This window comes from Agromyces humatus, from assembly GCF_021228295.1.
GTDB classification, from domain to species: domain Bacteria; phylum Actinomycetota; class Actinomycetes; order Actinomycetales; family Microbacteriaceae; genus Agromyces; species Agromyces humatus.
In genome coordinates, this window is the sequence record NZ_JAJQPD010000007.1 from 219302 (window position 1) to 242404 (window position 23103).

Below are 23103 nucleotides of genomic sequence, written 5' to 3' on the forward strand. Positions count from 1 at the left end.
AACGTCAGCTCAGGCCACTACTGCACGGCGTTGAGCGCGTTGACGTTTCCGGCCCCGTAGAACCCGTTGCGCTGGCCACCGGTGCACGTGGCCGGGTAGCCGGGACGCGGCTCGTAGACGCCGACCGGGCATGCCAGCGGAGTCGCCGAGCGCTCGAGGAACGAGGCGAGCTGGCCGGGGTTCATGCCCGGGTGCGCAGAGAGCGCGAGCGCCGCGACGCCGGCCGCGTGCGGGCCCGCCATCGACGTGCCCTGCTTGTAGCCCCAACCGCCACCGGGATAGACGGTCGAGAGCACGGCGTCGGTGATGGTGGACGCGGCCCCGCCGGTGCGGAAGCGGGTGTCGCCGCCAGGAGCCGTCACATCGACGACGCCCTGCCCGTACGACGAGTAGTAGCTCTTCTGCTCGGTCGGGCCGACGGCCGAGACCGTGACGACGCCCGGCGCCTCCGCCGGAAGGTCACGACAGGCGCCGGTGATCGTGCGGTCCTCGACCGGGGCGCTGCCGTCGTTGGGGCTCGTCGAGTCCACGAACTTGTGCTGCAGGTCGACGTTGCTGTTGCCCGCCGACGCGATCGTGAGCGTGCCCTGCGCGTTCGAGTACCGCAGCGCGCGCTGCACCGCCTGCCAGACCGGACGCTGGCTCGGGTCGTTCACGCAGTTGAACTCCCACGGATCGATGAAGTAGCTGTTGTTCGTGATCGGCATGCCGTGGTCGGCCGCCCAGAGGTACGCGCAGACCGCCGCCTCGGGGTAGATGTAGCCGTCATCGTTCACGACCTTCACCGAGGCGACCTTGACGCCCGGTGCGACGCCGACGATGCCCACGCCGTTGAGCGCCGCGGCGATCGTGCCGGCGACATGGGTGCCGTGGTCGGAGGTCGTCGGGCTCCATGCGGCTTCGCTCGTGTCGGCGACACCGCCGAGGCACGACGCGCTCTGGTCCTTCGCGACCTGCGTCGCGAGGTCGGGGTGGCCGGCGTCGATGCCCGAGTCGAGCACGCCGACCACGATCGACGGGTCACCCGTCGTGACCGCGTGAGCCTCGGCCACGTCGATCTGCGCCATGTCCCACTGCGCGCCCCAGAGCGGCTCGGCGGTCGGGTCGCCGACGGCCGAGACTGCAGCCGAGTCGACGGCCTCGACGACCTCGTCGTCGATGAGGGTCGTGCCGAGTCCATCGGTCGAGGCGACCGACTCGACGCCGGCGCCGGCGACGGCTCGTTCGAATGCGGTGTTCGTCGACCGTGCGACGAGCACGCCGATCTGGTCGTACGCGGCGACGACGGTGCCGCCCGCAGCCGCGACTCGCGCCTCGGCCGCCTTCGTGCTCTTGCCCTGCGGCGCGAGCACGAGGTACGTGGAGTCGGGCCCTGCAGCGGCGGCCGGTGCGACGGCCGCCCCCATGAGCCCGACGGCGAGGGCAGCGGCGGATGCCGCGCCGATCACCTTGTGGAATTTCATCCTGTCTCCGATCGAAATGAGTGGAGCTCCGCCGACCGGGTCGGTCGGCGGCCCGGCCAGTCCAGTGGGTGCGACGAGCGGCGGCGTCGATGGTGCCGCACGACCGGTGGCGCGAGTCTATTGCCCCCCTTCCGGGGGGCGCGCGGGTTGACAGCCGCGACGTCGTCGTGCACGGTCTCGATACCCCACCGCGCGGCGACTCGGCCGACGAGCCACAAGTAGGCTGGTGGGCATGTCGAAAGTCCTCTCCAGCCTGCCCGTCGGCGAACGCGTCGGCATCGCCTTCTCCGGTGGTCTCGACACCTCCGTCGCCGTCGCGTGGATGCGCGAGAAGGGCGCGGTTCCCTGCACCTACACCGCCGACATCGGCCAGTACGACGAACCCGACATCGCCGCGGTGCCCGGCCGCGCCAAGGAGTACGGCGCCGAGATCGCCCGCGCCGTCGATGCGAAGGCCCCCCTCGTCGAAGAGGGCCTCGTCGCCCTGCAGTGCGGCGCGTTCCACATCCGCTCGGGCGGCAAGACGTACTTCAACACCACACCGCTGGGCCGCGCCGTCACCGGCACCCTGCTCGTGCGCGCCATGAAAGAGGACGGCGTCGACATCTGGGGCGACGGCTCGACCTACAAGGGCAACGACATCGAGCGGTTCTACCGCTACGGCCTGATGGCCAACCCGCGCCTGCGCATCTACAAGCCGTGGCTCGACGCCGCGTTCGTCACCGAACTCGGCGGCCGCAAAGAGATGAGCGAGTGGCTCGTCGCGCGCGGCTTCCCATACCGCGACTCCACCGAGAAGGCGTACTCGACCGACGCGAACATCTGGGGCGCCACTCACGAGGCGAAGAAGCTCGAGCACCTCGACACCGGCCTCGACATCGTCGAGCCGATCATGGGCGTCGCGGCCTGGCGCGACGAGGTCGAGATCGCCACCGAGGAGGTGTCGATCCGGTTCGAGGCGGGTCGGCCCGTCGCGATCAACGGCACCGAGTACGCCGATGCCGTCGCGCTCGTCTACGAAGCGAACGCGATCGGCGGGCGGCACGGACTCGGGGCATCCGACCAGATCGAGAACCGCATCATCGAGGCGAAGAGCCGCGGCATCTACGAGGCGCCGGGCATGGCGTTGCTGCACATCGCCTACGAGCGCCTGCTCAACGCGATCCACAACGAAGACACGATCGCGAACTACCATGCCGAGGGCCGCCGCCTCGGTCGCCTCATGTACGAGGGCCGCTGGCTCGACCCGCAGTCGCTCATGCTGCGCGAGTCGATCCAGCGCTGGGTCGGCTCGGCCATCACGGGCGAGGTCACGCTGCGCCTGCGCCGCGGCGACGACTACACCATCCTGAACACCGAGGGCCCCGCGCTCAGCTACCACCCCGACAAGCTCTCGATGGAGCGCGTCGGCGACGCTGCCTTCGGCCCCGAGGACCGCATCGGCCAGCTCACGATGCGCAACCTCGACATCGCCGACTCGCGCGCCCGCCTCGAGCAGTATGCGATGCAGGGCATCGTCGGCGGTGCGACCGCCGAGCTCGTCGGCGATCTCACGTCGGGCGGGTTCGCCGAGATCTCGGCGGGTGAGACCGAGACCGACCTCGATGCCGCGACGGATGCCGCGAACGAGGCCGCGGCGTTCGACCTCGGCACCGACTGACCGACGCCGCGGCACGATCGACGCTCCGCCCCCGCTCCTTTCCCGGAGCCGGGGGCGGTGCCATACTCAGACGACTGGCCGGTCGGCGCTCGGGACGGCGGGCAGCATCCCTCGGGAGGTCACGATGGCCGGCGACGCGATGGCACGAACGGATGTCTCGTCGTGAGCACCGAGACCGCGGCGATCCTCGGCCTCGTGCTCGTGCTGTTCGACTGGGTCATCCGCGTCATCGCGCTCATCGTCATCCCGCGCGACCGCAAGCCGACCGCCGCGATGGCCTGGCTGCTCGCGATCTTCCTGATCCCGTTCGTCGGCATCGTGCTGTTCCTGCTCATCGGCAACATCAAGCTGCCGAAGAAGTGGCGGGTGCGCCAGGCCGAGGTCAATCGACTCATCACCGAGCGCAGCGACGGCCTCGACCTCGCCCCCGACCGGTCGACCTGGCCGACGTGGTTCGCGACCGTCGTCGAGCAGAACCGGCGCCTCGGCGCCCTGCCCGCCGTCGGGGGCAACCGGGCCACGCTCATCGGCGACTATCAGGCGTCGATCGACGCGATGACCGCCGACGTCGACACGGCCGAGCGCTTCGTGCACGTCGAGTTCTTCATCGTGTCGCTCGACGACACGACACGCGGGTTCTTCGCGGCCATGGAACGTGCCGTGCAGCGCGGCGTCGTCGTGCGCGTGCTGCTCGACCACATCTCGACCGGGCGCTCGGCGACCCACAAGGCCACGTACGCCGAGCTCGACCGCATCGGCGCGAAGTGGAGCTTCATGCTTCCGGTGCAGCCGTTCAAGGGCAAGTACCAGCGCCCCGATCTGCGCAACCATCGCAAGATCGTCGTCGTCGACGGCCGGGTCGGGTACACGGGTTCGCAGAACCTGATCGACCGCAGCTACAACGCGAAGAAGAACCTCAAGCGGGGGCTGCAGTGGCAGGAGCTCGTCGCCCGCATCACCGGTCCGACCGTGACGGCACTGAACTCCGTGTTCCTCTCGGACTGGTACGCCGAGACCGACGAACTCCTCACCGACGACGAGAACGTGCGCGCGACGGTCGTCCCCTTCGACACGTCGCCCGATGCGCTCGATTGCCAGATCGTGCCGAGCGGTCCGGCGTTCGACGGCGAGAACAACCTGCGGCTCTTCCTCTCGCTCGTGAACTCGGCGCAGCAACGGGTGATCATCACGAGCCCGTACTTCGTGCCCGACGAGGCGATGATGTACGCGATCACCTCAGCGCGGCTGCGTGGACTCGACGTGCAGCTGTTCGTCTCGGAGATCGGCGATCAGGGGTCGGTGTGGCACGCCCAGCGCTCGTACTACGGGGCGCTGCTGCGGGCGGGCGTGCAGATCTGGCTGTACCCGGGCCCGTACATCCTGCACGCGAAGCACCTCTCGATCGACGACGATGTGGCGGTGATCGGGTCGAGCAACATGGACATCCGCTCGTTCAACCTCAACTTCGAGGTGTGCATGCTCGTGCGCGGCACGTCATTCGTCGCCGACATGCGAGCGGTCGAGCAGGGATACCGCGACATCGGCCGGCAGCTGACACTCGAGGAGTGGGAGCAGGAGCCGTCCTCGGCCACGTTCCTCGACGGCATCGCGCGGCTGACGTCGGCGCTGCAGTAGCAGGAAGGAACGAGGGATGCTCCAGGCGATCGGCCACATCCTCCCGATCGCGCTCGCCGTGGCGATCAGCTCGGTGCCGATCATGGCGACGATCGTCATCCTGCTCTCCCCGAAGGGCGCACGCACCGGTCTCCCCTTCCTGATCGGTTGGGTCCTCGGCATGGCCGTGATCGTGACCCTCTGCACCATCGGCGCCCAGGCGATCCCGGCGCCCCGATCGGATCGGCGCGAGGCGACGGCGATCGCCGTCGCCGAGATCCTCGTCGGTATCGCGATCGTGGTGGTCGCGATCGTGGAGTGGCGCCGTGCCCGTCGCCACCCCTCGGACGCCCTCCCGAAGTGGCTGGCCACCGTCGACAGGCTCGGGCCGTGGAGTGCCTTCGGGATCGCCTTCGCCCTCAACATCCGGCCGAAGGGCCTCCTGCTCGCCATCGCGGCGGGCATCGCGATCCGGGCCGCCACGCTCTCGGCGGGCGAGTCGGCGATCGTGATCGCGATCTACACGATCATCGGCGCGCTGACCGTCGCCGTGCCGGTCATCCTGTCGCTGGTCGATCGCAAGGGGATGCAACCGAGGCTCGTCGAACTGAAGGAATGGCTCGCGCACAACAGCGCCACGGTGACCGCACTCATCCTGCTGCTCATCGGCGTGGTCATCATCGGGGCGGGTCTGGCGAACCTCTGACACCTCGAACCGGTTCCGCCGGTTGCGAGGGCGGGACTCGAACCCGCGACACCACGTCGACAGGTCGAATCGGCGTCAGGCCGGCGTCTGCTGGTGCGCGGCCACGTGCCACGCGCCGTCGTCGTAGAGGTACGTCGTCGACATGCGCAGGTTCACGGAGTCGTCGCCGCGCCGCGCCACGGCGCGATAGACGACGATGCCGGCGCGGTCGCCGAGGCGGATGACCGCGGGCTCGTGCAGTTCGTACGACTCCCAGGGCGGCACACTGCGGAACGCGGCCATGACCTCGTCGCGCCCGAGCATCGCCCCGTCGACGACCATGAGGGCGTCGCGGGTCATCGACCGCTGGTAGTGCTCACCGCCGCGGCCCTCGACGATCGCACGCCATCCGGCGTGCTCCTCGTGCAGCAGGCGGGCGGGCAGATCGTCGGTGATCTCGGTCATGTGCCAACGCTAACCGCGATCGGATGCCGCGGGAAGGGCGGATGGCGAATCCCCGCCGTGTTGCGACATCCGCTTGCTCACAGCCAGTTGCGGCGCTTGAAGATCAGGTACAGCGTGAGCGCGAAGCCGCCCATGAGCGCCAGGGCGCCCGGGTAGCCGATGCCCCAGTCGAGTTCGGGCATGTACGTGAAGTTCATGCCGTAGACCGAAGCGATCAGGGTCGGCGCGAAGATGATGGCCGCCCAGCTCGAGATCTTCTTCGTCTGCTCGCTCTGCGCGAGACTCGTCTCGGTGAGCCGCTTCATCTCCTCGTTCTGGCGTTGACCGACGAGGGTCGCGTGCACCTGCAGTGCGTTCTGCAGCAATTGGCGGAACGACTCCCCGCGCTCGACGATGCGGATGACGTGGTCTTTCACGTCGCGAAGGTAGCGCTGCAGCTCGAGGTCGACGTCGTACTTCTCGAACCCGCGCTCGAGTGCGCCGAACATGTCGACGAGCGGCCGGGTCGCGCGCTGGAACTCCATGACCTCGCTCGCGAGGTCGTAGATGCGCCTGGTGACCTCGGGGTCGCCCGAGAAGAGCTGCTCCTCGATCTCGTCGATGTCGTTCTCGAGCCCCTGATCGACGGGCGAGTACTCGTCGACGACCTCGTCGAGTACCGCATAGAGCACCGCCTCGGGGCCCTTCGCGAGCAGCTCGGGCGTCGCCTCGAGTCGGTGGCGCACCTTGCCGAGGTCGGGCGACTCCGCGTGGCGGATCGTGATGGCGAAGCCGGGTCCGACGAACACGTGCAGCTCGCCGAACTCGACCTGCTCGACGTCGTCGAGGTACCTGGCCGGCCGCAGCACGACGAAGAGCGTGTCGCCGTAGCGTTCGAGCTTCGCCCGCTGGTGCCCCTTGCGCGCGTCTTCGACGGCGAGCGGGTGCAGGCCGAACTCGGTCGCGACGGCGTCGAGCTCGGCATCGGTCGGGCGGTAGAGGCCGATCCACGCGAACCCGCGGTGCGCCTCACGTGCCTCGAAGGTCTCTTCGAGGGTCGACGGCGTGGCGACGCGCGCGCCGCCACGGTAGATCGCGTTGTCGATGACCGGCATCGGCCCAAGTCTCGCGTGCCGTGCGGTGCGCGGTCTGCCGACACGCGGCAGGCCGATTCGCGGCATTCGCGTGCCGATGCCTCAGCCGGCCGTGCTGCCCGCGGTCGCGCCTGCGACCCACTGCCCGCGGGCCGCCTTCGGGCGGGAGCGTGCGAGCGTGCCGTGTTCGATGCCGAGTCGGTCTTCGGCGGCCGTGTACACGATCCGATCGGCCCGGGATTGGTCGATGAGCCCGATCGCATGGTGCTGCACGGCGATGCCGTCGACGAGTGCGGTGAGCATCTTGGCGTCGGCCGCGGGGTCGTCGCTGGCGCCGCGACCCGATTCGGCGAGTCGTTCGATGATGCGCGCGAGGCGCCGTTCGCAGTCGCGATGGTGACGGCTGAGCGAGGCGAGCAACTCGGGATTGCGCTGCGCCTCGCTCCAGGCGTCCATCCACACGAAGTAGTGGTCGCGCGGCGTCGTGGTGAGCCAGTCTGCGAGCGCCTCGACGGGCTCGACGCGTTCGGCGACCTCTTCGTCGCCCTCGAGCTCGGCGAGCACCGCGGCGTCGAACGCCTCGGCGACGAGCCCCTCTCGGGTCGGGAAGTAGTGCCGGATGAGGCCGTGCACCACGCCCACCTCGGCGGCGACGTCGCGGAGGGTCACCCGCGCGAAGCCGTCGCGGGCCACGAGCCGCAGCGTCGCGTCGAGGATCTGCTCCCGTCGCACCGCGGGATCCAACCGGGCTGCCATGCCACCATCGTACCGCTCTTGTCCGGATGGACAATTGGCGTAGAGCCTCTTGTCCGCATGGACAACGGGTGTTACCGTACTGTCCATGCGGACAACAAGGACGGCGTCCGCCGACGCCCTCGACACCGATCGCCGCCGATTGACCACCGGCGTCGTGACGGCGACCGTGCTCATGTCGTCGGGCTCACTGGTCATCTTCCCCCTGCTTCCGACCCTGCAGACCGAGCTCGGCATCTCGACCGCCGGCATCGGATTCGTCGCCGCGGCAGGATTCGCCGCCTCCCTCATCGCCGAGCTCGTCGTCGCGCCCTACGCCGACCGCGGCCGTGCCCGCACGATGGGCGTTGCCGGCGTGCTGCTCATGGCCGTCGCCCTCATCGGCTCCGCGCTCGCCACCGAGACCTGGCACCTCGTCTCCGCCCGCGCGGTCGGCGGATTCGGCTTCGGCGTGTTCATGGCCGCTGCGAGCGCGCTCCTCGTGCGCGTCGATCCCGCACGCGCCGGTGAGTCGCTCGGCCGCCTCGGTGCCGCAGAGCTCGCGGGCATCGCGCTGGGCCCGCTCGCGTCGGGACTCACGATCGCGTTCGCCTCACCGGGGGCGATCCTCGCCTGGTCGGGACTGGCGGTCGCGCTCGGCATCGTGCCGGTTGTGCTGACGTTCCGGGAGCGCACGGCAGCGGCGCCGGCGGGGCCGGGGGCTGCGGCATCCGGGGGCATCACGACCCGGCCGCCGCGCGTGAGCTTCGACCTGCTGCGCTCGCCGATGGTCGTCGGCGTGCTGCTGCTGTACGGAGCGATCATGGTGCCGACCGGCGCCTACGACGGCATCTGGCCGCGATTCATGACCGACATCGGCGCGAGCGAATGGCTCACCGCGCTCAGCTACGCCCTCTTCGCCGTGCCGTTCGCACTCGTCGCGGGCTGGGCGGGTCGCCTCGCCGACCGGCACGGCGGCGTTTCGGCGTTCGTGCGCGGCGCCGTCGTGCTCGTGCCGATCGTGGCCATCTACGGCGTCATCGGCAATCCGTGGGTGGCCACGGGGGTCGGATTGCTCGAGTCGAGCGGCCAGGCGCTCGCGTTCATCGGTGCGGCCGCCGCGATGGCACAGGCGGTGCCCGCAGCGCGGGCCGGTGCATCGCAGGGCCTCATGCGGGCGTTCGGGTTGCTCACCGCGACGATCGCGGCCGCGCTCTCGGGCATCGCGTACGACGCGGGCGGACCGCTTGCGCTCTTCGGCGGCACCGCGATCGCGGTCGTGCTCATGGCGGCGGGCGGGCTCCTCGTGGTGCGCGCAGCGCGCCCGCGCCGTCCGGCGGGCGAACCCGAGCACGCGGCATCCGCCGGATCTGCGGCGCACGATGGCCTCGCCAGCGAGGTCGTCGACGACGCCCTCTGCACGACCTCGCGCTCGTGAGGCGCGTCAGCGAGGCGCGTAGCGGCGAACCCACTCGTACATGACGACCGCCGCGGCGGCACTGGCGTTGATCGAGCGGGTCGACCCGTACTGCGTGATCTCGACCACGAGGTCGGCGGCGGCGAGCGCCTCGGCGCTGAGGCCCGGGCCCTCTTGGCCGAACAGCAGCACGCATCGCTCGGGAAGGCCTGCCTCGTCGACCGGGCGCGAGCCCTCGACGTTGTCGACCGCGACCACGGGCAGCCCCTCGGTGCGCGCCCAGACGACGAAGTCCGCGACATCGGGGTGGTAGTGCACGTGCTGATAGCGGTCGGTGACCATCGCACCGCGCTTGTTCCAGCGGCGGCGGCCGATGATGTGCACGGTGTCGGCGGCGAAGGCGTTGGCGCTGCGCACGATCGATCCGATGTTCATGTCGTGCTGCCAATTCTCGATGGCGACGTGGAACGGGTGGCGGTGCTCGTCGAGATCGGCGACGATCGCGTCGAGGCGCCAGTACCGGTAGCGGTCGATGACGTTGCGGGTGTCGCCGTGGGCCAGCAGGTCGTGATCGTAGTGCGAGTCGTCGGGCCACTCGTGCCTGCCGCCGGGCCACGGGCCGACGCCATGGGACTTCGCGGGCTCGGGCGTCGGTTCGGATTCCACCCTGCAAGGCTACGGCCCGCCTGCGGTGGTGGGTCGCGCGGGTCGACAGCGCGGCTCAGCGCCGGCCGAACAGCCGGAACCGGCGCCGGATCGACGCGACCGCACCGGTCGACGGTTCGATGGCGTTCACGTGACCGGAGCTCGGCGTCGCGGCGGCCGTGACGCCCGCCGGAGTCTCGTCGGCCGGCTCGTCGAGCGTGTCGTCGTCGGTCGCGACCAGGTCGGCGTCGCGGTCGCCGCCGCCCGGCGTTCCGACTCTGTGCTCGGAATCGTCCAGCGAGGGGCGTCCCGCCTCGATCCAGCGCAGGTATTGCGCGTACGGATCATCGTCCGCGACCGGCGGTTCTGCCGCCTCGAGTCGCGAACGGGACCGCCATACCGGTCGACGCAGCACCATGTGATTCCCCTCCTCCAACGATACGGGGTTCCAGACTTTTCGGTGTACCGAAACCTTGCTACGATTTCGGAATGCCGAAAACCCTCGAGGGCGAGATCGCCGCCGACCACGCCGAGCACCCCACCGCTGCGAACGGTGCGGGCGCGACATCCGTTCGCCATGATCGCCGCACGAGCGTGCCGCGCGCCGCCTGGCTGATCGGGCCGGCACTCGTGGCAGGCGTCGCGTACCTCGATCCCGGCAACGTCGCGAGCAACATGACGGCGGGCGCGCAGTACGGCTACCTGCTCGTCTGGGTGGTCGTGCTCGGCAATGTCATGGCGTGGCTCATCCAGTACCTCTCGGCGAAGCTCGGCATCGTCACCGGCCGCAGCCTGCCCGAGGTGCTCGGCGGGCGCATCCGCAGCCGCTGGGGGCGCCGCGCGTACTGGCTGCAGGCAGAGCTCGTGGCCATGGCCACCGACCTCGCCGAGGTCATCGGCGGTGCGGTCGCCCTCAACCTGCTCTTCGGGATACCGCTCATCTGGGGCGGTCTCATCACGGGCACCGTGTCGATCGGGCTGCTCGTGCTGCAGTCACGGCGCGGACCGCGCACGTTCGAGTTCGTCATCATCGGCCTGCTCGCGATCATCGCGATCGGTTTCACGGTGGGCGTGTTCGTGGCGCCGCCCAGCCCCGCGGGCATGCTCGACGGGCTCGTGCCGCGCTTCGCCGACGCCAACTCGGTGCTGCTCGCGGCGTCGATCCTCGGCGCGACGATCATGCCGCACGCGATCTACGCGCACTCGGCGCTCAGCCGCGACCGGTTCGCGACGCGACGCGGCGAGCAGGCGGGCGAGCGGGGTGCGACCGGTTCCGGCGGCGCGGCTCCGAGCGGTGCAACCGGCAAGATCGCCTGGCACGGGTTCGGCATCCGGCGAGGCACGGATGTCGCTCCCGAGCTCACCCCCGGCACGGCGACCGCCGTGCCCACCGACACGCTCGTGCGCGCCACCAAGTGGGACGTCACGATCGCGATGGCCATCGCCGGAACCGTGAACCTCTGCATCCTGTTGCTGGCCGCGGTCAACCTCGCCGGCGTCGAGGGCACCGATAGCCTCGAGGGCGCCTATGCGGCGCTCGGGGTGGCGCTCGGGCCGGTCATCGCGACGCTGTTCGCCGTGGGGCTGCTCGCCTCGGGCCTGGCGTCGACCTCGGTGGGCGCCTATGCCGGCGCCGAGATCATGTACGGCCTGCTGCACGTTCGGGTGCCGCTGCTGCTGCGCCGGCTCGTGACGCTCATCCCCGCGCTCGCGATCCTCGCGCTCGGATTCGACCCGACCACATCGCTCGTGCTCAGCCAGGTGGTGCTCTCGTTCGGCATCCCGTTCGCGCTCATCCCCCTGGTGGCGCTCACCGCGAAGGCCGGAGTGCTCGGCCGGTGGAAGAACCACTGGGCGACGACCGCGGCGGGGGTCGCGGCATCCGTGTTCCTGATCACGCTCAACGGCGTGCTGCTCTGGCTGGTGCTCACCGGGGCGTGACCACGGCCGGCCGAGCGCGACCGGTATCCTGAGGCCGATGCCACCCACGAGCCCCGCCATCGAGGACTACCTGAAGACGGTGTACGCGCACACCGAATGGCAGCCCGACGCCATCACACCGAAGGTGCTCGCCGACCGGCTCGGCGTCGCGCCGTCATCGGTCACCGAGATGGTGAAGAAGATGGCGGCCGTCGGGCTCGTGTCGCACGTTCCCTACGGCGCCGTGCGCCTGACCGATGCGGGGCTCGCCCGCGCGCTGTCCGTCGTGCGGCGGCACCGCCTCATCGAGACCTGGCTCGTGCATGAGATGGGGTACGCGTGGGACGAGGTGCACGACGAGGCCGAGGTGCTCGAGCACGCGATCTCAGACCGACTGCTCGAGGCGATCGACGTGCGGCTCGGGCGACCGGTGCGCGACCCGCACGGCGACGCGATCCCGGCCGCCGACGGCAGCCTGGTGAGCGAACCGTGGGTGCTGATGGGCGACGCCTCCGCCGGGCACGCGGGCGCCGTCATCCGCATCAGCGACCGTGACCCCGCCGTGCTCCGCCTGCTGCACGAGTGCGGCATCGGCCCGGGCACGGTGGTGACCGTGACGGATGTCTCACCAGAGGCCGTCGTCGTCGAGGCACACGGCACGGCACGGCGATTGCCCGCAGAGGCCGCACTCGCGATCTGGATGGCGGCGTAGCCGGAGGCATCCGCCCCGGTGCCGCCCGCCGTATCTCCCGCACGCCGCCGCGAGGGCATACCCGCCCGAAACCCGCCGGACATCGACGCGTGACGTGCGCACCCTAGGCTTGACGCATGGGACGACGTGAAGAGGTCGAGTGCTGGCTCACCGACATGGACGGCGTGCTCGTGCACGAGAACCACGCGCTTCCGGGTGCCGCCGAGTTGCTGGCGCAGTGGGAGGACTCGGGCACGCCCTACCTCGTGCTCACCAACAACTCGATCTTCACCGCGCGTGACCTGTCGGCGCGGCTGCGCGCGTCGGGCCTCAACGTGCCCGAAGACCGCATCTGGACGTCGGCGCTCGCAACCGCCGACTTCCTCAAGCAGCAGCTTCCGGGCGGCTCGGCGTTCGTCATCGGCGAGGCCGGCATCCTCACGGCACTGCACGAGGCCGGCTTCGTGATGACCGAGACCGACCCCGACTTCGTGGTCGTCGGCGAGACTCGCAACTACTCGTTCGAGGCGATCACCAAGGCGATCCGACTCATCGGCAACGGCGCCCGGTTCATCGTCACCAATCCCGATGCCACGGGCCCTTCGGCCGACGGGCCGCTGCCGGCGACCGGGGCGATCGCCGCCCTCATCACCAAGGCGACCGGCAAGGAGCCCTACGTCGTGGGCAAGCCGAACCCCATGATGTTCCGCTCGGCCCTCAACAAGATCGGCGCGCACTCCGAGAACACGGCGATGATCGGCGATCGCATGGACACCGACATCGTCGCGGGCATCGAGGCCGGCCTGCACACCGTGCTCGTGCTGACCGGCATCAGCGACCAGGCCGAGATCGAGAAGTACCCGTTCCGTCCCGAAGAGATCCTCACAGGCGTGCACGAACTCGTGGCGCCGGCGCCGGTCGAGACCGAGCTGTAGCGCACGCGAAGCACCTGACCTCACCGCACTTCCGATGCCGCGATACCGCGCAACTCGTCGCTTCAGCGTGCCCTCGGGCATCTTTCGCTTGCCGACACCCAGCTTCGTGCCGCGAGAAATCGAACTTTTGTGGCGCTCGAACCCAAGATCCCGATAGGTTCGCGCACATACAACTGAAAATCCGTGACCTGAAGCGAAGTGCTCGATGTTGTCCTACGAGCGCACCGATGCATCACCCGTTGAGCAACAACGCACCACATCGCTGATGAACGTTGGATTCGGAAAGGGCTTTCCTCACATGAACACACGATCACCTGGACGCTTGCGCTGGAGAGCGCGCACGTTGGCCGCCGTCGGCGCGCTCACGCTCGGACTCTCGCTGGCAACCGCCACCTCGGCCTCCGCCGACACCGATGCGGATCCCCGCGAAGGACTCACGGCCGGCCTGCACGACGCGGGGCAGGCGGCAAGCAACATCGCGCTGCTGTCGGCGCAGCAGAAGACCGCACCGTTCACGACGAACTCGGATCTCGCTTTCACCGGCGACCACGCGATCGCCGGCAACTACTTCGGCTTCCAGATCTACGACATCTCCGACCCCGCGGCGCCCACCCTGAGCGGAACGTTCGTGTGCCCCGGTGGCCAGGGCGACGTCTCGGTCGCCGGGAACCTCCTCTTCATGTCGGTCGAGTCCGGCCCCGGCCGACTCGACTGCGGCACGACGACCGTTCCGGCGACGGACCCGCAGACGTTCCGCGGCGTCCGCGTGTTCGACATCACGGATCTCACCAATCCCGTGCAGGTGGCGGCGGTGCAGACCTGCCGCGGCTCGCACACGCACACCGTGGTCGAGGACCCCGACGACACCGAGAACGTCTATGTGTACGTCTCGGGCACCGCGGGCGTGCGCACCACGACCACCGCGGTCGACGGCGGCTGCATCAACGTGCCCGGGAACACCGTCGAATCGCAGCTCGACGCCGAGGGCAACCCGGTACCGTCGGCACGCTTCCTCGTCGAGGTCATCAAGGTGCCGCTCGCCGCGCCGCAGGACGCGGCCGTCGTGAACAAGGCTCGCCTGTTCACCGACGCCACCACGGGAAGCTCCGCGGGCCTCTGGCCGGGTGGAAGCCACGGCGAAGGGCTGCAGAGCACCTCGGCGACCGACGCCTGCCACGACATCACGGCCTACCCCGAGATCGGTCTCGCGGCCGGCGCGTGCGAGGGCAACGGCATCCTGATCGACATCAGCGACCCGGTGAACCCGGTGCGCCTCGATGCCGTCACCGACCCGCGCTTCGCGTACTGGCACTCGGCGACGTTCAACAACGACGGCACCAAGGTCGTGTTCACCGACGAGTGGGGCGGCGGAAGCTCCGCGCGATGCCGCGCCCAGGACCCGCAGAACTGGGGGGCCAACGCGATCTTCGACATCGTCGACGGCAAGCTCGAGTTCCGCAGCTACTACAAGATGCCCGCGATCCAGACCGCGCAGGAGAACTGCGTGGCGCACAACGGATCGCTCATCCCGGTCCCCGGCCGCGACATCATGGTGCAGGCCTGGTACCAGGGCGGCCTGTCGGTGTTCGACTTCACCGACAGCTCGAACCCCGTCGAGATCGCGTACTTCGACCGCGGCCCGAACGACGCCACGCGTCTGGTCACGGGCGGCTACTGGTCGACCTACTGGTACAACGGCAACGTCTACGGCAACGAGATCGGACGCGGCTTCGACAGCCTCGCGCTGCAGCCGAGCGAGTTCCTCAGCGCGAACGAGATCGCAGCGGCGGGCGAGTACCGGCTGGCGGCGTTCAACGCGCAGGCCCAGCCGAAGTACGGCCACGCGCCGAGCTTCGCGGTGGTTCGGTCCTTCGTCGATCAGGCCGAGCGCGGTGGCGCGCTGAGCGGCGGCGCGCTGAGCGAGGTGCGCAAGCACATCGACAAGGCCGAGAAGCTCGTCGGAAACCCCGCTGATGCGAGCGCGATCGTCGCGCAGCTCGACAACGCGGCACGCAAGTCCGGCGCCGCAGCCGACTCCGCACTGGTGGAAGCGATCACGGCGCTGGCCGGCACGCTCGACTGATGCCGACCGGGGAGGCCGGTTGACTCGCCTCCCCCTCTCGGAAAGTGCCCGGCGGCTGCGGCCGCCGGGCACTTTCGCGTCCGGCTCACTCCCCGATCGCCCGCGCTTCGGCGTGTGGCCCGCGACCTCAGGCGAGATGGGCGACGGATGCCTCGACGAGAGCCCAGAACCGGTCGACGTCGATGCCCGTCGCGACCCACGCGTTCGGCTCGCGCGCCAGCATGCCGTCGAAGTCGACGCTCGTCGCGCCGAGGGTCAGAGTGCCGGTGAGCTCGACGTCGAGCCGCGTGTGCACGAGTTCCACGCAGCCGGGGTCGGCGAGCACCGCGACCGCGACCGGGTCGTGCAGCGGGCCGTCGGGCATGCCGAACACCTCGGCGTTGGTGCGGCAGAAGAACTCCAGCAGTTCGTCGCCGAACGCCGACGTGCGGTTGCCGATCGCCCCGAGGCGCGCACGCACCTCGGGGGTGACGAGCGCGCGGTGCGTGACGTTGAGTCCGACCATGGTGAACCTCACGCCGCTGCGCACCACGAGATCGAGCGCCTCGGGGTCGACCATCGCATTGAACTCGGCGTAGGGCGTCGCATTGCCGCGCTCGGTCGAGCCGCCCATCCAGACGATCTCGCGAATGCGGTCGGTGAGCTCGGGCCGGTCGCGCAGCAGCACGGCGACGTTCGTGATCGGCCCGGTCGCGATGATCGCGACGGGCTCACCGGCCGCGAGCAGCACGTCGGCCATCAGCTCGGTCGCAGTGCGCGGGTCGAGCGGCACGGTCGGCTCGGGCAGTACCGGCCCGCCGAGGCCGTTCGCCCCGTGAATCCACTCGGCCGTCTCGAGCGGGCGCGACAGCGGCCCCTCGGCCCCGGCCGCGACCGGCACGTCGGCGACACCCGCGACCGACAGCACCACGCGGGCGTTGCGGCTCGTGTGCTCGAGCGGCACGTTGCCGCCGACCGTCGTCACCGCGAGCAGGTCGAGCGACGGATGCCCCGCCGCGAACCAGAGCGCGAGGGCGTCGTCGTGCCCGGGGTCGCAGTCGAAGATGACGGGGATGCTCATGCGGCTCGATTCAGTCGATGAGGCCGGCGGCGGCGAGCACCGCGGCACGTGGGGCGTAGGAGTCGACCGTGCCGCGCGCCTGCACGGCGAGGGAGCCGGCGGCGACGGCGACGCGCACCGCCTCGTCGAGCGGGCGGCCCTCGGCGAGGAACGCCGCGAGAGTTCCGGTGAACCCGTCGCCCGCACCGGTCGAGTCGACCGCATCGACCTTCGGCGCGGCAACCGCCCAGGTGCCGTCGGCCGAGGCCGCCACGGCCCCCGCGGCGCCGAGCGTGATCACGACCGAGCGGGCGAGGCGGCCCACCGCGTCTGCGGCGAGCGACGACCACGTGTCGAGGGATGCCTCGGCAGGGACATCCGTGCCGACGCCGACCGCGCGCGCCTCGTGCTCGTTGACCACGAGCGGATCGCAGACGGCGAGCGTCGACGGCGAGACCGGTGCAGGCGGCGCGAGGTTCAGCACGAACCGCACCCGCGCGGCCGACGCGACCTCGGCGAGCCGGTCGATGGTCGCAACGGGCAGTTCGCCCTGCGTGAGCACGAGGCTCGCGCCCGCCAGGTGCTCGCGTTCGGCATCGACCACCACGGGAGTGAGCGCGGCGTTCGCACCCGGCGTGACGATCACGGTGTTCTCGCCCGAGTCGGCGACGGTGATCTGGGCGACGCCGGTCGGGACATCCGGGACGCGTTCGATGGCCCCGAGCGGCAGGCCGAATCGACTCAGCGCGGCGAGCGCGAAGTCGCCGCTCGTGTCGTCGCCGATGCGGGCGACGAGCTCGACGGCGGCGCCCGCGACGTGCGCGGCGACCGCCTGGTTCGACCCCTTGCCGCCCAGGGCGACGGCGAAACCGTGCGCCGTGACCGTCTCGCCGGGTTCAGGGAACGCGGCGACGTAGCTCGTCGAGTCGACGTTCAGCGACCCCACGACGACGAGCGCTCCCGCCCCGACCGCCATGTCAGGCGGCGGGCCCGGGCCCGGCGATGCTGGCCGTGAGCGGCTCTCCGCCGGCTCGGTTCGCGAAGCAGTAGTAGTGGCGCTCGCCCTTGGCCCATTGCGCCTCGGTCACCGGGTACGCGGCCTGCACCTGCAGATCTTCCATGCCCGCGACGGCGGCGAGATTGATCACGCCGGTCGCCGTGCACAGCAGGTTCATCTGCGACGCGAGCTCGGCCTCGCCCGGGAACGGCGCGGCCGCATCGCCCGGGAGCACACCGCGGTACACGAGCTGCGCGGCATGCGGGGCCGCGCAGTCGACGACCGTGAACTCCTCTTCGAAGGCACCCACGAACGGGTCGATGCACTCGCCGCCGAACAGGGCGTCCCAGGCGTGAACGCCGACCGGCTGCGCGGCGGTCGGTTCGGGTGTCGGCGTCGGCGTCGCGCTCGCCGACGGCGACTCGGCCGGAGCCGCCGTGCCATTGCCGAGTTGCGTGCCGAGGAAGAACAGGCCCGTGAGCACGAGCACCGCGGCGAGGCTGCCGGCGATCCAGGCGAGGATGCGGGCGGGGCTGTTGCGGCCCTGCGTGCTGGAGCCGCCGGTGCCCGAACCGCCGGAGCCGCCCCGGGCGGAGTTCGCGACGTCGTAGGCGCTGCGCGCGCCGGCGGCGGGTGCGGCGGGTGCGCCAGGCACGCCGAACGGGGTGCCTGCGCCGACGGCGGAGACGGAGGCGGGAGCGGTGCTTGCGGCCGGAGGCAGTGGTGCCAGCTCGGCGAACGGATCGTTCAGCGGCGCTGCCGGTCGCGTCGGTGGCGGCGTTGCGGCGGCGCCCCCGAAGAGGGCGGCGAGGGGGTCGTGGTCGTCGGACTCGACGGGTTCGTCGGCGGGTTCCCAGTGATCGGATGCCTCGGCGCCGAGGGACGCCGCAGGCGCCGGTTCGTGCTGCTCGGCTGCGGGCTGCTCGGGCTCGGTCTGGGGCTCGGGCTGCCACTCGGAGTCGGGCTCGAACTGCGGATCGGACTCGGGCGAGTTCGCGCGCAGGCGATTGACCGTGGCCGCTGCACTCGACATGTCGGCGTTCGGGTCGGCGGCGTTCGGGTCGGGGGTGAGGTTCCAGAAGTACCCCGCCTCGGCGACCTGCCGGGCGATCGACGACTCGGCGTCGGCGGGAGCCTCGCCGCCCGTCTCCGGGGTGGGCTCCTCGTCGACGGCGGCATCGTCGGCCGCGTCGAATCCGAGTCCGAGCGCGGCCACCCCCGCGGCCGAGGATTCGGCGTCGGCGGTCGGCGCAGCGTCGGTGGTCGAGGCAGCGTCGGCGGTCGGCGCGGGCTGCCCGGCCGGTTCCGCGTCGGCCGCGGCTTCGCGCGCCGCCCACCGGTTGCCGAGCTCGGCGAGCAGGTCGTCGATCGGCGCGGCGCCCTGTGGTTCGTTCGGCGGCTCGCCTGCGGATGCGGATGCGGGGAACGGGGCGGGCGCGGGCGGCGGCGTCGTCGTCGGCTCGGCGGGCGCCGGCGTGAGCGGCAGGCTCAGGGCGACGCCGGGATGGGCCGGCGGCGCGGGCGTCGACGGAGGGTGGACGGGAAAGGGGGTCCCGGTCTCGGGCTCGTTCAGCGCCGCCCAGAGCTCGTCGTCGTAGCCCGCGGACTTCGGCGGCTCGGAGGCGCGCTCATCCCACCCGCGAGGCGCGGAATCGGGCGCCGTCGGATGCCGCTGGGCGTCGTTCGGGGGCGGGGTGAACGAGCTGCGCGTGACGGGGGGTGGGGTGAATCCCGCGAACGGGGCATCCGACCCGCTCGACGGCGACGGCGACGGCGACGGCAGCACCGTCGGCGCACCACCGGGCGGCATCGGCGGCGTCGGCGGCGACGGCAGCACCGTCGGCGCACCACCGGGCGGCATCGGCGGCGTCGGCGGCGACGGCTCGCCCGCACGCCCCGAATCACCGGGCTCAGGGCCGGGCTCGGGCTCGGGCTGGGGCTCGTTCGAGCCCCACCGCAGAGCGAATGGACCGGTCGGGGTCACCGGCCCCGGCGGAGGCTCGACGGGCCGCAGGCTCTCGCTGACGGGAGGTTCGACCTGGGTCAGGCGCTCGGGGGGAGTCGCCGGCGGCGAGGCGACGAAGGGCGGGGACCACGCCGGGAGGTCCTCGGGCGGCGGCTGGCCCGGGGGTCCGTCGGACGGGGCCGGTCGCTCGGGAGCGCCCGAGGTGGCCTGCGGCGTCTCACCGGGTTCGCCGATCACGGGCAGCGCGCGTGTGGCGGCATCGTCGGCGGGCACAGGCGCTGGCGGCTCGGCGAGCGAGAACCAGTCGAGCACCTCTTCACGGCGCGGCGACGGTGCACGCAGCGGAAGGTCGGGCTGCGTGGGCGCCGCAGCTTCGGGCTCTGGTTCTGGGGTCTCGGGCATCGCGGGCTGCTCGGCCTCGGCCGGTTCCTGCGGCTGCTGCGACTCAGGCGTGCGCCCGGTCACGAGTTGCGCGAGCAGCCAGTCGGTGCCCTCGTCTTCGTCGTCGTCGTGCTTCTTGCGAACCATCAGGTCAATCCCAGGTCTTCGAGACCGATCGCGTACAGGTAGGGCACGCCCTCGGCCTCGATCACTTCACGCGCCCCGGTCGCCCGGTCGACCACGACGGCGACCGCGGCCACCTCGGCGCCGACCTTGCGCAGCGCCTCGATCGCCTTGAGGGGCGAGCCGCCCGTGGTCGAGGTGTCTTCGAGCACGATCACGCGCTTGCCCGCGAGGTCGGGCCCCTCGACCTGCTTGCCGCGGCCGTGGTCCTTCGGCTCTTTGCGCACGACGAACGCGTCGTAGGCCAGCCCCCGGGCGGCGCCCTGGTGCAGGATCGCGGCGGCGATCGGGTCGGCGCCCATCGTCATGCCGCCGACGGCGACGACCTCGGGCACGTCGGCGATGAGGTCGAGCATGACCTGCCCGATCAGCGGTGCGACCCGGTGGTCGAGGCTGACCCTGCGCAGGTCGACGTAGTACGTGGCCTTCTTGCCGCTGGTCAGGGTGAAGTCACCATGGAACACGGCATCGGCCGAGATGAAGTCGATGAGCTGCCGACGTGCGTCGGTCGCGGCGTGGGAAACGCTTGAGGTCACCCGAATACTCTACGGCGCGGCGCCTGAGAACGGGCGAATGCCCTTCGCGGCAACCCCGGCAGGGACATCCGTTCGCACCGCGAACACGCTGCGCACGCGATCGGGGACGACGAAGGGCCGCCCCGCGGGGTGTCCCTCCCCCGCGCAGCGGCCCTGCTCCCGGAGAACGGACCTCCGGGCGTCTCGCGTCGCCCTCAGACGGTGCGCGCGAACGTCTCGCGCGGCTGGCGGCGGTAGCCGTCGCGCGCGGTGACGACGAAGGAGCTGATGATGCCGAGGATGGAGGCGGCGGCGAGGAGGACGATGACGCTGGTCACGATGGATCCTTTCGAATGACGTTGCTGGCTGGTCGATGACCGGTGCGCCGTTGCACGTGTTCGACACTTCAATTGTGCGCCTGACAACTTTTCAGCACAAGCTCACAATTCTACAATGACGATGTAGCCTTACTTCATGGATGTGAACCGTCTCGATCTGCTTCGCGAGCTCGCCGAGCGCGGCTCGGTGACCGCCGTGGCCGAGGCCACGGCACGCACGCCGTCGGCGGTCTCGCAGCAGCTCAAGGTGCTCGAACGCGAAGCCGGCATGCCGCTCACCGAGCGCAGCGGGCGCGGGCTCGTGCTCACGAGCGCCGGCCACGCTCTCGCCCGCAGCGCCGCTGACGTCGCGATCGCGCTCGAGCGTGCCACTGCGCTGTGGGACGAGTTCCGCAACGACCCGAGCGGCGAGGTCACCCTGCTGACGTTCCCGACCATCGGCGCGGCCCTGCTGCCGGGCGTGATCACCGAGCTCGAGTCCGTTTCGGGGCTCGTGCTGCGGGCCACCGACCTCGATCCCGAGTTGGCCGAGTTCGCCGACCTGACCTCCGAGTACGACATCGTGCTCGCCCACACGATGCCGGGCGTGCTGCCATGGGGCGGTCGCGGGCTCCGGGCCGTGCCACTGCTCACCGAGCCGCTCGATATCGGCCTGCGCGCCGACCATCGGCTCGCGGGTCGATCGCACCTCCTGGCGACCGACCTCGTCGACGAGACCTGGCTCGGCGTCCCCTCGGGCTACCCGTTCGAGCGCATCCTGCACGCGATCGAGCAGGAGGGCGGCAAGCGCGTGCATGTGAGCCAGCGGTTCAGTGACATGCGCATCATGGAGGCTTTCATCGAGGCCGGCCTCGGCATCGCGTTCCTACCGCGGATCACGTCGGGCACCGTGCCGCCGGGCATCGTGCTGAAGCCGGTCCGCGGCGTCGCGGCGGCCCGGCAGATCGTCGCGCTGGTGCGACCGGATGTCGCGGAGCGGCTCGCCGTGCGCACGGTGCTCGACGTTCTCGTGGCCCGCGCCGCCCGACTCGAGCAGGCCTACGGGCATCCGTCGCGCGGCGGCCGGAGCGTGGCGGAATCCTGACGCGTGCACGTCAGGGCCGACCCGGATTTCCAGATCCACGACTGGGGCGGGCTGAGCCTGATCAGGCCTCGATGCGGAAGGCGACGCGGGTGCCCCACGGGTCGGCAACCGTCAGCGCGGAATCCGTATGCTCGTAGCCGACGCCGGCCGCGTCGAGTCGGGCGACGAGCGCGTCGAGATCGGATGCCACGGGCACGACGACCTCGACCGAGCCGAGCCCGAGAGTCGTCTGGCGCGCTCCCGCACCCGCGCTGCCCCAGGTGTTCGCGGCGAGGTGGTGATGATAGCCGCCGGCCGACAGGAAGATCGCCCCGTCGGCCTCGGCCGTCACGGCGAAACCGAGCACGCCTTCGTAGAACTCGCGCGCGATGTCGAGGTCGCCGACCTTGAGGTGCACGTGGCCGACGTCGGCGATGCCTGCCGTCTCGCCGTCGAGGTGCTCCTCGAGGAACGCATTCGGATCGAGCGCGGCGCTGCCCATCTGCACCTCGCCGTCCTGCCACACCCACTCGTTGCGGGGGCGGTCGACGTAGAGCTCCACGCCGTTGCCCTCGGGGTCGGCGAAGTAGAACGCGAGGCTCACGGCATGGTCGGCCGAGCCCTGGTAGGCCGACGGGTACAGGCTCCCGACCCGCAGCAGGGCACGTGCCAGCGCGGGCTCATCGGGGAAGCGGATCGCGGTGTGGTACAGCCCGGCGTCGGCGGGGTTCGCGGTCGGGGCGTCGACACCGACCAGGCGGATGAGTTCCTCGGCCGAGGCGCCCGCATCGGCGTCGACGTCGGCTCCGAGCGCAACCGAGGGCTCGTCTTCGCTCAGCGGTACCAGGCCGACACCCCCGACGTAGAAGTCGGTCATCGCGTCGAGGTCGGCCGTGTGGAGTTCGACCGTACCCATCCGCGTGGCGCCGGCGATGACGCTCTCCGCGGGCTCCTCACCCGTCGAACCCGCAGAGGCCGACGTCGGGGCCGCGCCGGATCCTCCGGCGAGCGCCACCATTCCCCAGACTCCGCCGCCCACGGCGAGCACGGCGGCGGCGGCTCCGACGACTCCGATCGTCCACGCGCGACGCGTGCGCGCGGGGCGGGCAGGGCGTGTGGGGCCGACGGAGGCAGGGCGGGATTCAGGTCTGCGAGTCACGCTCACTTGCCAACGTCGTCGCGCGCATTTCCATTCCAATGCATGGACATTGGTGTTGATTTCATCGACACCGCATGCC

General features: G+C 70.9%; 21 protein-coding genes. 9 read left to right on the forward strand and 12 right to left on the reverse strand.

Annotated elements, in window-relative coordinates; genetic code table 11:
- Positions 1-17 precede the first annotated feature (17 nt).
- On the reverse strand, positions 18-1463 hold the full coding sequence (locus LSF15_RS13555) for a S8 family peptidase (protein ID WP_232499071.1): 1446 nt from the start codon (positions 1461-1463) through the stop codon (positions 18-20).
- Positions 1464-1695: 232 nt separating this feature from the next.
- On the opposite strand from LSF15_RS13555, the gene argG reads away from it, so the two are divergent.
- The 3 genes from argG (at position 1696) to LSF15_RS13570 (ending at position 5443) form a co-directional block, all read left to right on the forward strand.
- Complete coding sequence (gene argG, locus LSF15_RS13560) at positions 1696-3123, forward strand: argininosuccinate synthase (protein WP_232499072.1); 1428 nt, start codon at positions 1696-1698, stop codon at positions 3121-3123.
- A gap of 162 nt (positions 3124-3285) precedes the next feature.
- Entirely contained in the window at positions 3286-4758 is a 1473-nt protein-coding gene (gene cls, locus LSF15_RS13565) for a cardiolipin synthase (protein WP_232499073.1), read from the forward strand.
- A gap of 16 nt (positions 4759-4774) precedes the next feature.
- On the forward strand, positions 4775-5443 hold the full coding sequence (locus LSF15_RS13570; protein WP_232499074.1) for a GAP family protein: 669 nt from the start codon (positions 4775-4777) through the stop codon (positions 5441-5443).
- Between the two features lie 75 nt (positions 5444-5518).
- Here the strand turns inward: LSF15_RS13570 and LSF15_RS13575 are convergent, their stop codons facing one another.
- From LSF15_RS13575 to LSF15_RS13585, 3 genes are all read right to left on the reverse strand, one after another.
- The gene (locus tag LSF15_RS13575) at positions 5519-5887 is read right to left on the reverse strand and encodes a nuclear transport factor 2 family protein (protein ID WP_232499075.1); all 369 of its coding nucleotides are present in this window, start codon (positions 5885-5887) and stop codon (positions 5519-5521) included.
- Positions 5888-5964: 77 nt separating this feature from the next.
- A complete protein-coding gene (locus LSF15_RS13580) occupies positions 5965-6981 on the reverse strand; it encodes a magnesium and cobalt transport protein CorA (RefSeq protein WP_232499076.1) in 1017 nt (338 codons plus the stop codon).
- Positions 6982-7062: 81 nt separating this feature from the next.
- Entirely contained in the window at positions 7063-7716 is a 654-nt protein-coding gene (locus LSF15_RS13585) for a TetR/AcrR family transcriptional regulator (protein ID WP_232499077.1), read from the reverse strand.
- Positions 7717-7801: 85 nt separating this feature from the next.
- Between LSF15_RS13585 and LSF15_RS13590 the strand changes: the two genes are divergently transcribed.
- Entirely contained in the window at positions 7802-9130 is a 1329-nt protein-coding gene (locus LSF15_RS13590) for an MFS transporter (RefSeq protein ID WP_232499078.1), read from the forward strand.
- A gap of 6 nt (positions 9131-9136) precedes the next feature.
- Here the strand turns inward: LSF15_RS13590 and LSF15_RS13595 are convergent, their stop codons facing one another.
- Both LSF15_RS13595 and LSF15_RS13600 read right to left on the reverse strand, forming a co-directional pair.
- Positions 9137-9775 carry a TrmH family RNA methyltransferase gene (locus tag LSF15_RS13595; RefSeq protein WP_232499079.1) on the reverse strand — a complete coding sequence of 213 codons (639 nt, stop codon included), beginning with the start codon at positions 9773-9775 and terminating at the stop codon, positions 9137-9139.
- Between the two features lie 55 nt (positions 9776-9830).
- The gene (locus LSF15_RS13600) at positions 9831-10172 is read right to left on the reverse strand and encodes a hypothetical protein (protein ID WP_232499080.1); all 342 of its coding nucleotides are present in this window, start codon (positions 10170-10172) and stop codon (positions 9831-9833) included.
- A 71-nt stretch (positions 10173-10243) separates the two neighbouring features.
- Here LSF15_RS13600 and LSF15_RS13605 point away from each other — a divergent pair, with 71 nt between their 5' ends.
- From LSF15_RS13605 to LSF15_RS13620, 4 genes are all read left to right on the forward strand, one after another.
- On the forward strand, positions 10244-11695 hold the full coding sequence (locus tag LSF15_RS13605) for an Nramp family divalent metal transporter (RefSeq protein WP_232499081.1): 1452 nt from the start codon (positions 10244-10246) through the stop codon (positions 11693-11695).
- A gap of 37 nt (positions 11696-11732) precedes the next feature.
- The gene (locus LSF15_RS13610; protein ID WP_232499082.1) at positions 11733-12386 is read left to right on the forward strand and encodes a metal-dependent transcriptional regulator; all 654 of its coding nucleotides are present in this window, start codon (positions 11733-11735) and stop codon (positions 12384-12386) included.
- Between the two features lie 116 nt (positions 12387-12502).
- Positions 12503-13300 (forward strand): HAD-IIA family hydrolase, encoded by a 798-nt coding sequence (locus tag LSF15_RS13615; protein ID WP_232499083.1) that lies wholly within the window; start codon positions 12503-12505, stop codon positions 13298-13300.
- Positions 13301-13622: 322 nt separating this feature from the next.
- On the forward strand, positions 13623-15383 hold the full coding sequence (locus tag LSF15_RS13620) for an LVIVD repeat-containing protein (protein ID WP_232499084.1): 1761 nt from the start codon (positions 13623-13625) through the stop codon (positions 15381-15383).
- A 127-nt stretch (positions 15384-15510) separates the two neighbouring features.
- Here LSF15_RS13620 and LSF15_RS13625 read toward each other — a convergent pair whose 3' ends face one another.
- The 5 genes from LSF15_RS13625 to LSF15_RS18855 all read right to left on the reverse strand — a co-directional run bounded on the left by LSF15_RS13625 (position 15511) and on the right by LSF15_RS18855 (position 20802).
- Positions 15511-16443 (reverse strand): nucleoside hydrolase, encoded by a 933-nt coding sequence (locus LSF15_RS13625; protein WP_232499085.1) that lies wholly within the window; start codon positions 16441-16443, stop codon positions 15511-15513.
- A 10-nt stretch (positions 16444-16453) separates the two neighbouring features.
- Entirely contained in the window at positions 16454-17398 is a 945-nt protein-coding gene (locus tag LSF15_RS13630; RefSeq protein WP_232499086.1) for a ribokinase, read from the reverse strand.
- A 1-nt stretch (position 17399) separates the two neighbouring features.
- Complete coding sequence (locus LSF15_RS13635; RefSeq protein WP_232499087.1) at positions 17400-19913, reverse strand: hypothetical protein; 2514 nt, start codon at positions 19911-19913, stop codon at positions 17400-17402.
- Positions 19913-20485 carry an orotate phosphoribosyltransferase gene (pyrE, locus tag LSF15_RS13640; RefSeq protein ID WP_232499088.1) on the reverse strand — a complete coding sequence of 191 codons (573 nt, stop codon included), beginning with the start codon at positions 20483-20485 and terminating at the stop codon, positions 19913-19915. The genes LSF15_RS13635 and pyrE overlap by 1 nt, the downstream gene beginning before the upstream one ends.
- 194 nt (positions 20486-20679) lie before the next feature.
- The gene (locus LSF15_RS18855) at positions 20680-20802 is read right to left on the reverse strand and encodes a hypothetical protein (RefSeq protein ID WP_269756442.1); all 123 of its coding nucleotides are present in this window, start codon (positions 20800-20802) and stop codon (positions 20680-20682) included.
- 136 nt (positions 20803-20938) lie between these two features.
- Between LSF15_RS18855 and LSF15_RS13645 the strand changes: the two genes are divergently transcribed.
- On the forward strand, positions 20939-21886 hold the full coding sequence (locus LSF15_RS13645; RefSeq protein ID WP_232499089.1) for a LysR family transcriptional regulator: 948 nt from the start codon (positions 20939-20941) through the stop codon (positions 21884-21886).
- A 61-nt stretch (positions 21887-21947) separates the two neighbouring features.
- Here LSF15_RS13645 and LSF15_RS13650 read toward each other — a convergent pair whose 3' ends face one another.
- Positions 21948-23024: a VOC family protein gene (locus LSF15_RS13650; RefSeq protein WP_232499090.1), complete on the reverse strand. Its 1077-nt coding sequence runs from the start codon at positions 23022-23024 to the stop codon at positions 21948-21950.
- Between the last annotated feature and the right edge of the window lie 79 nt (positions 23025-23103).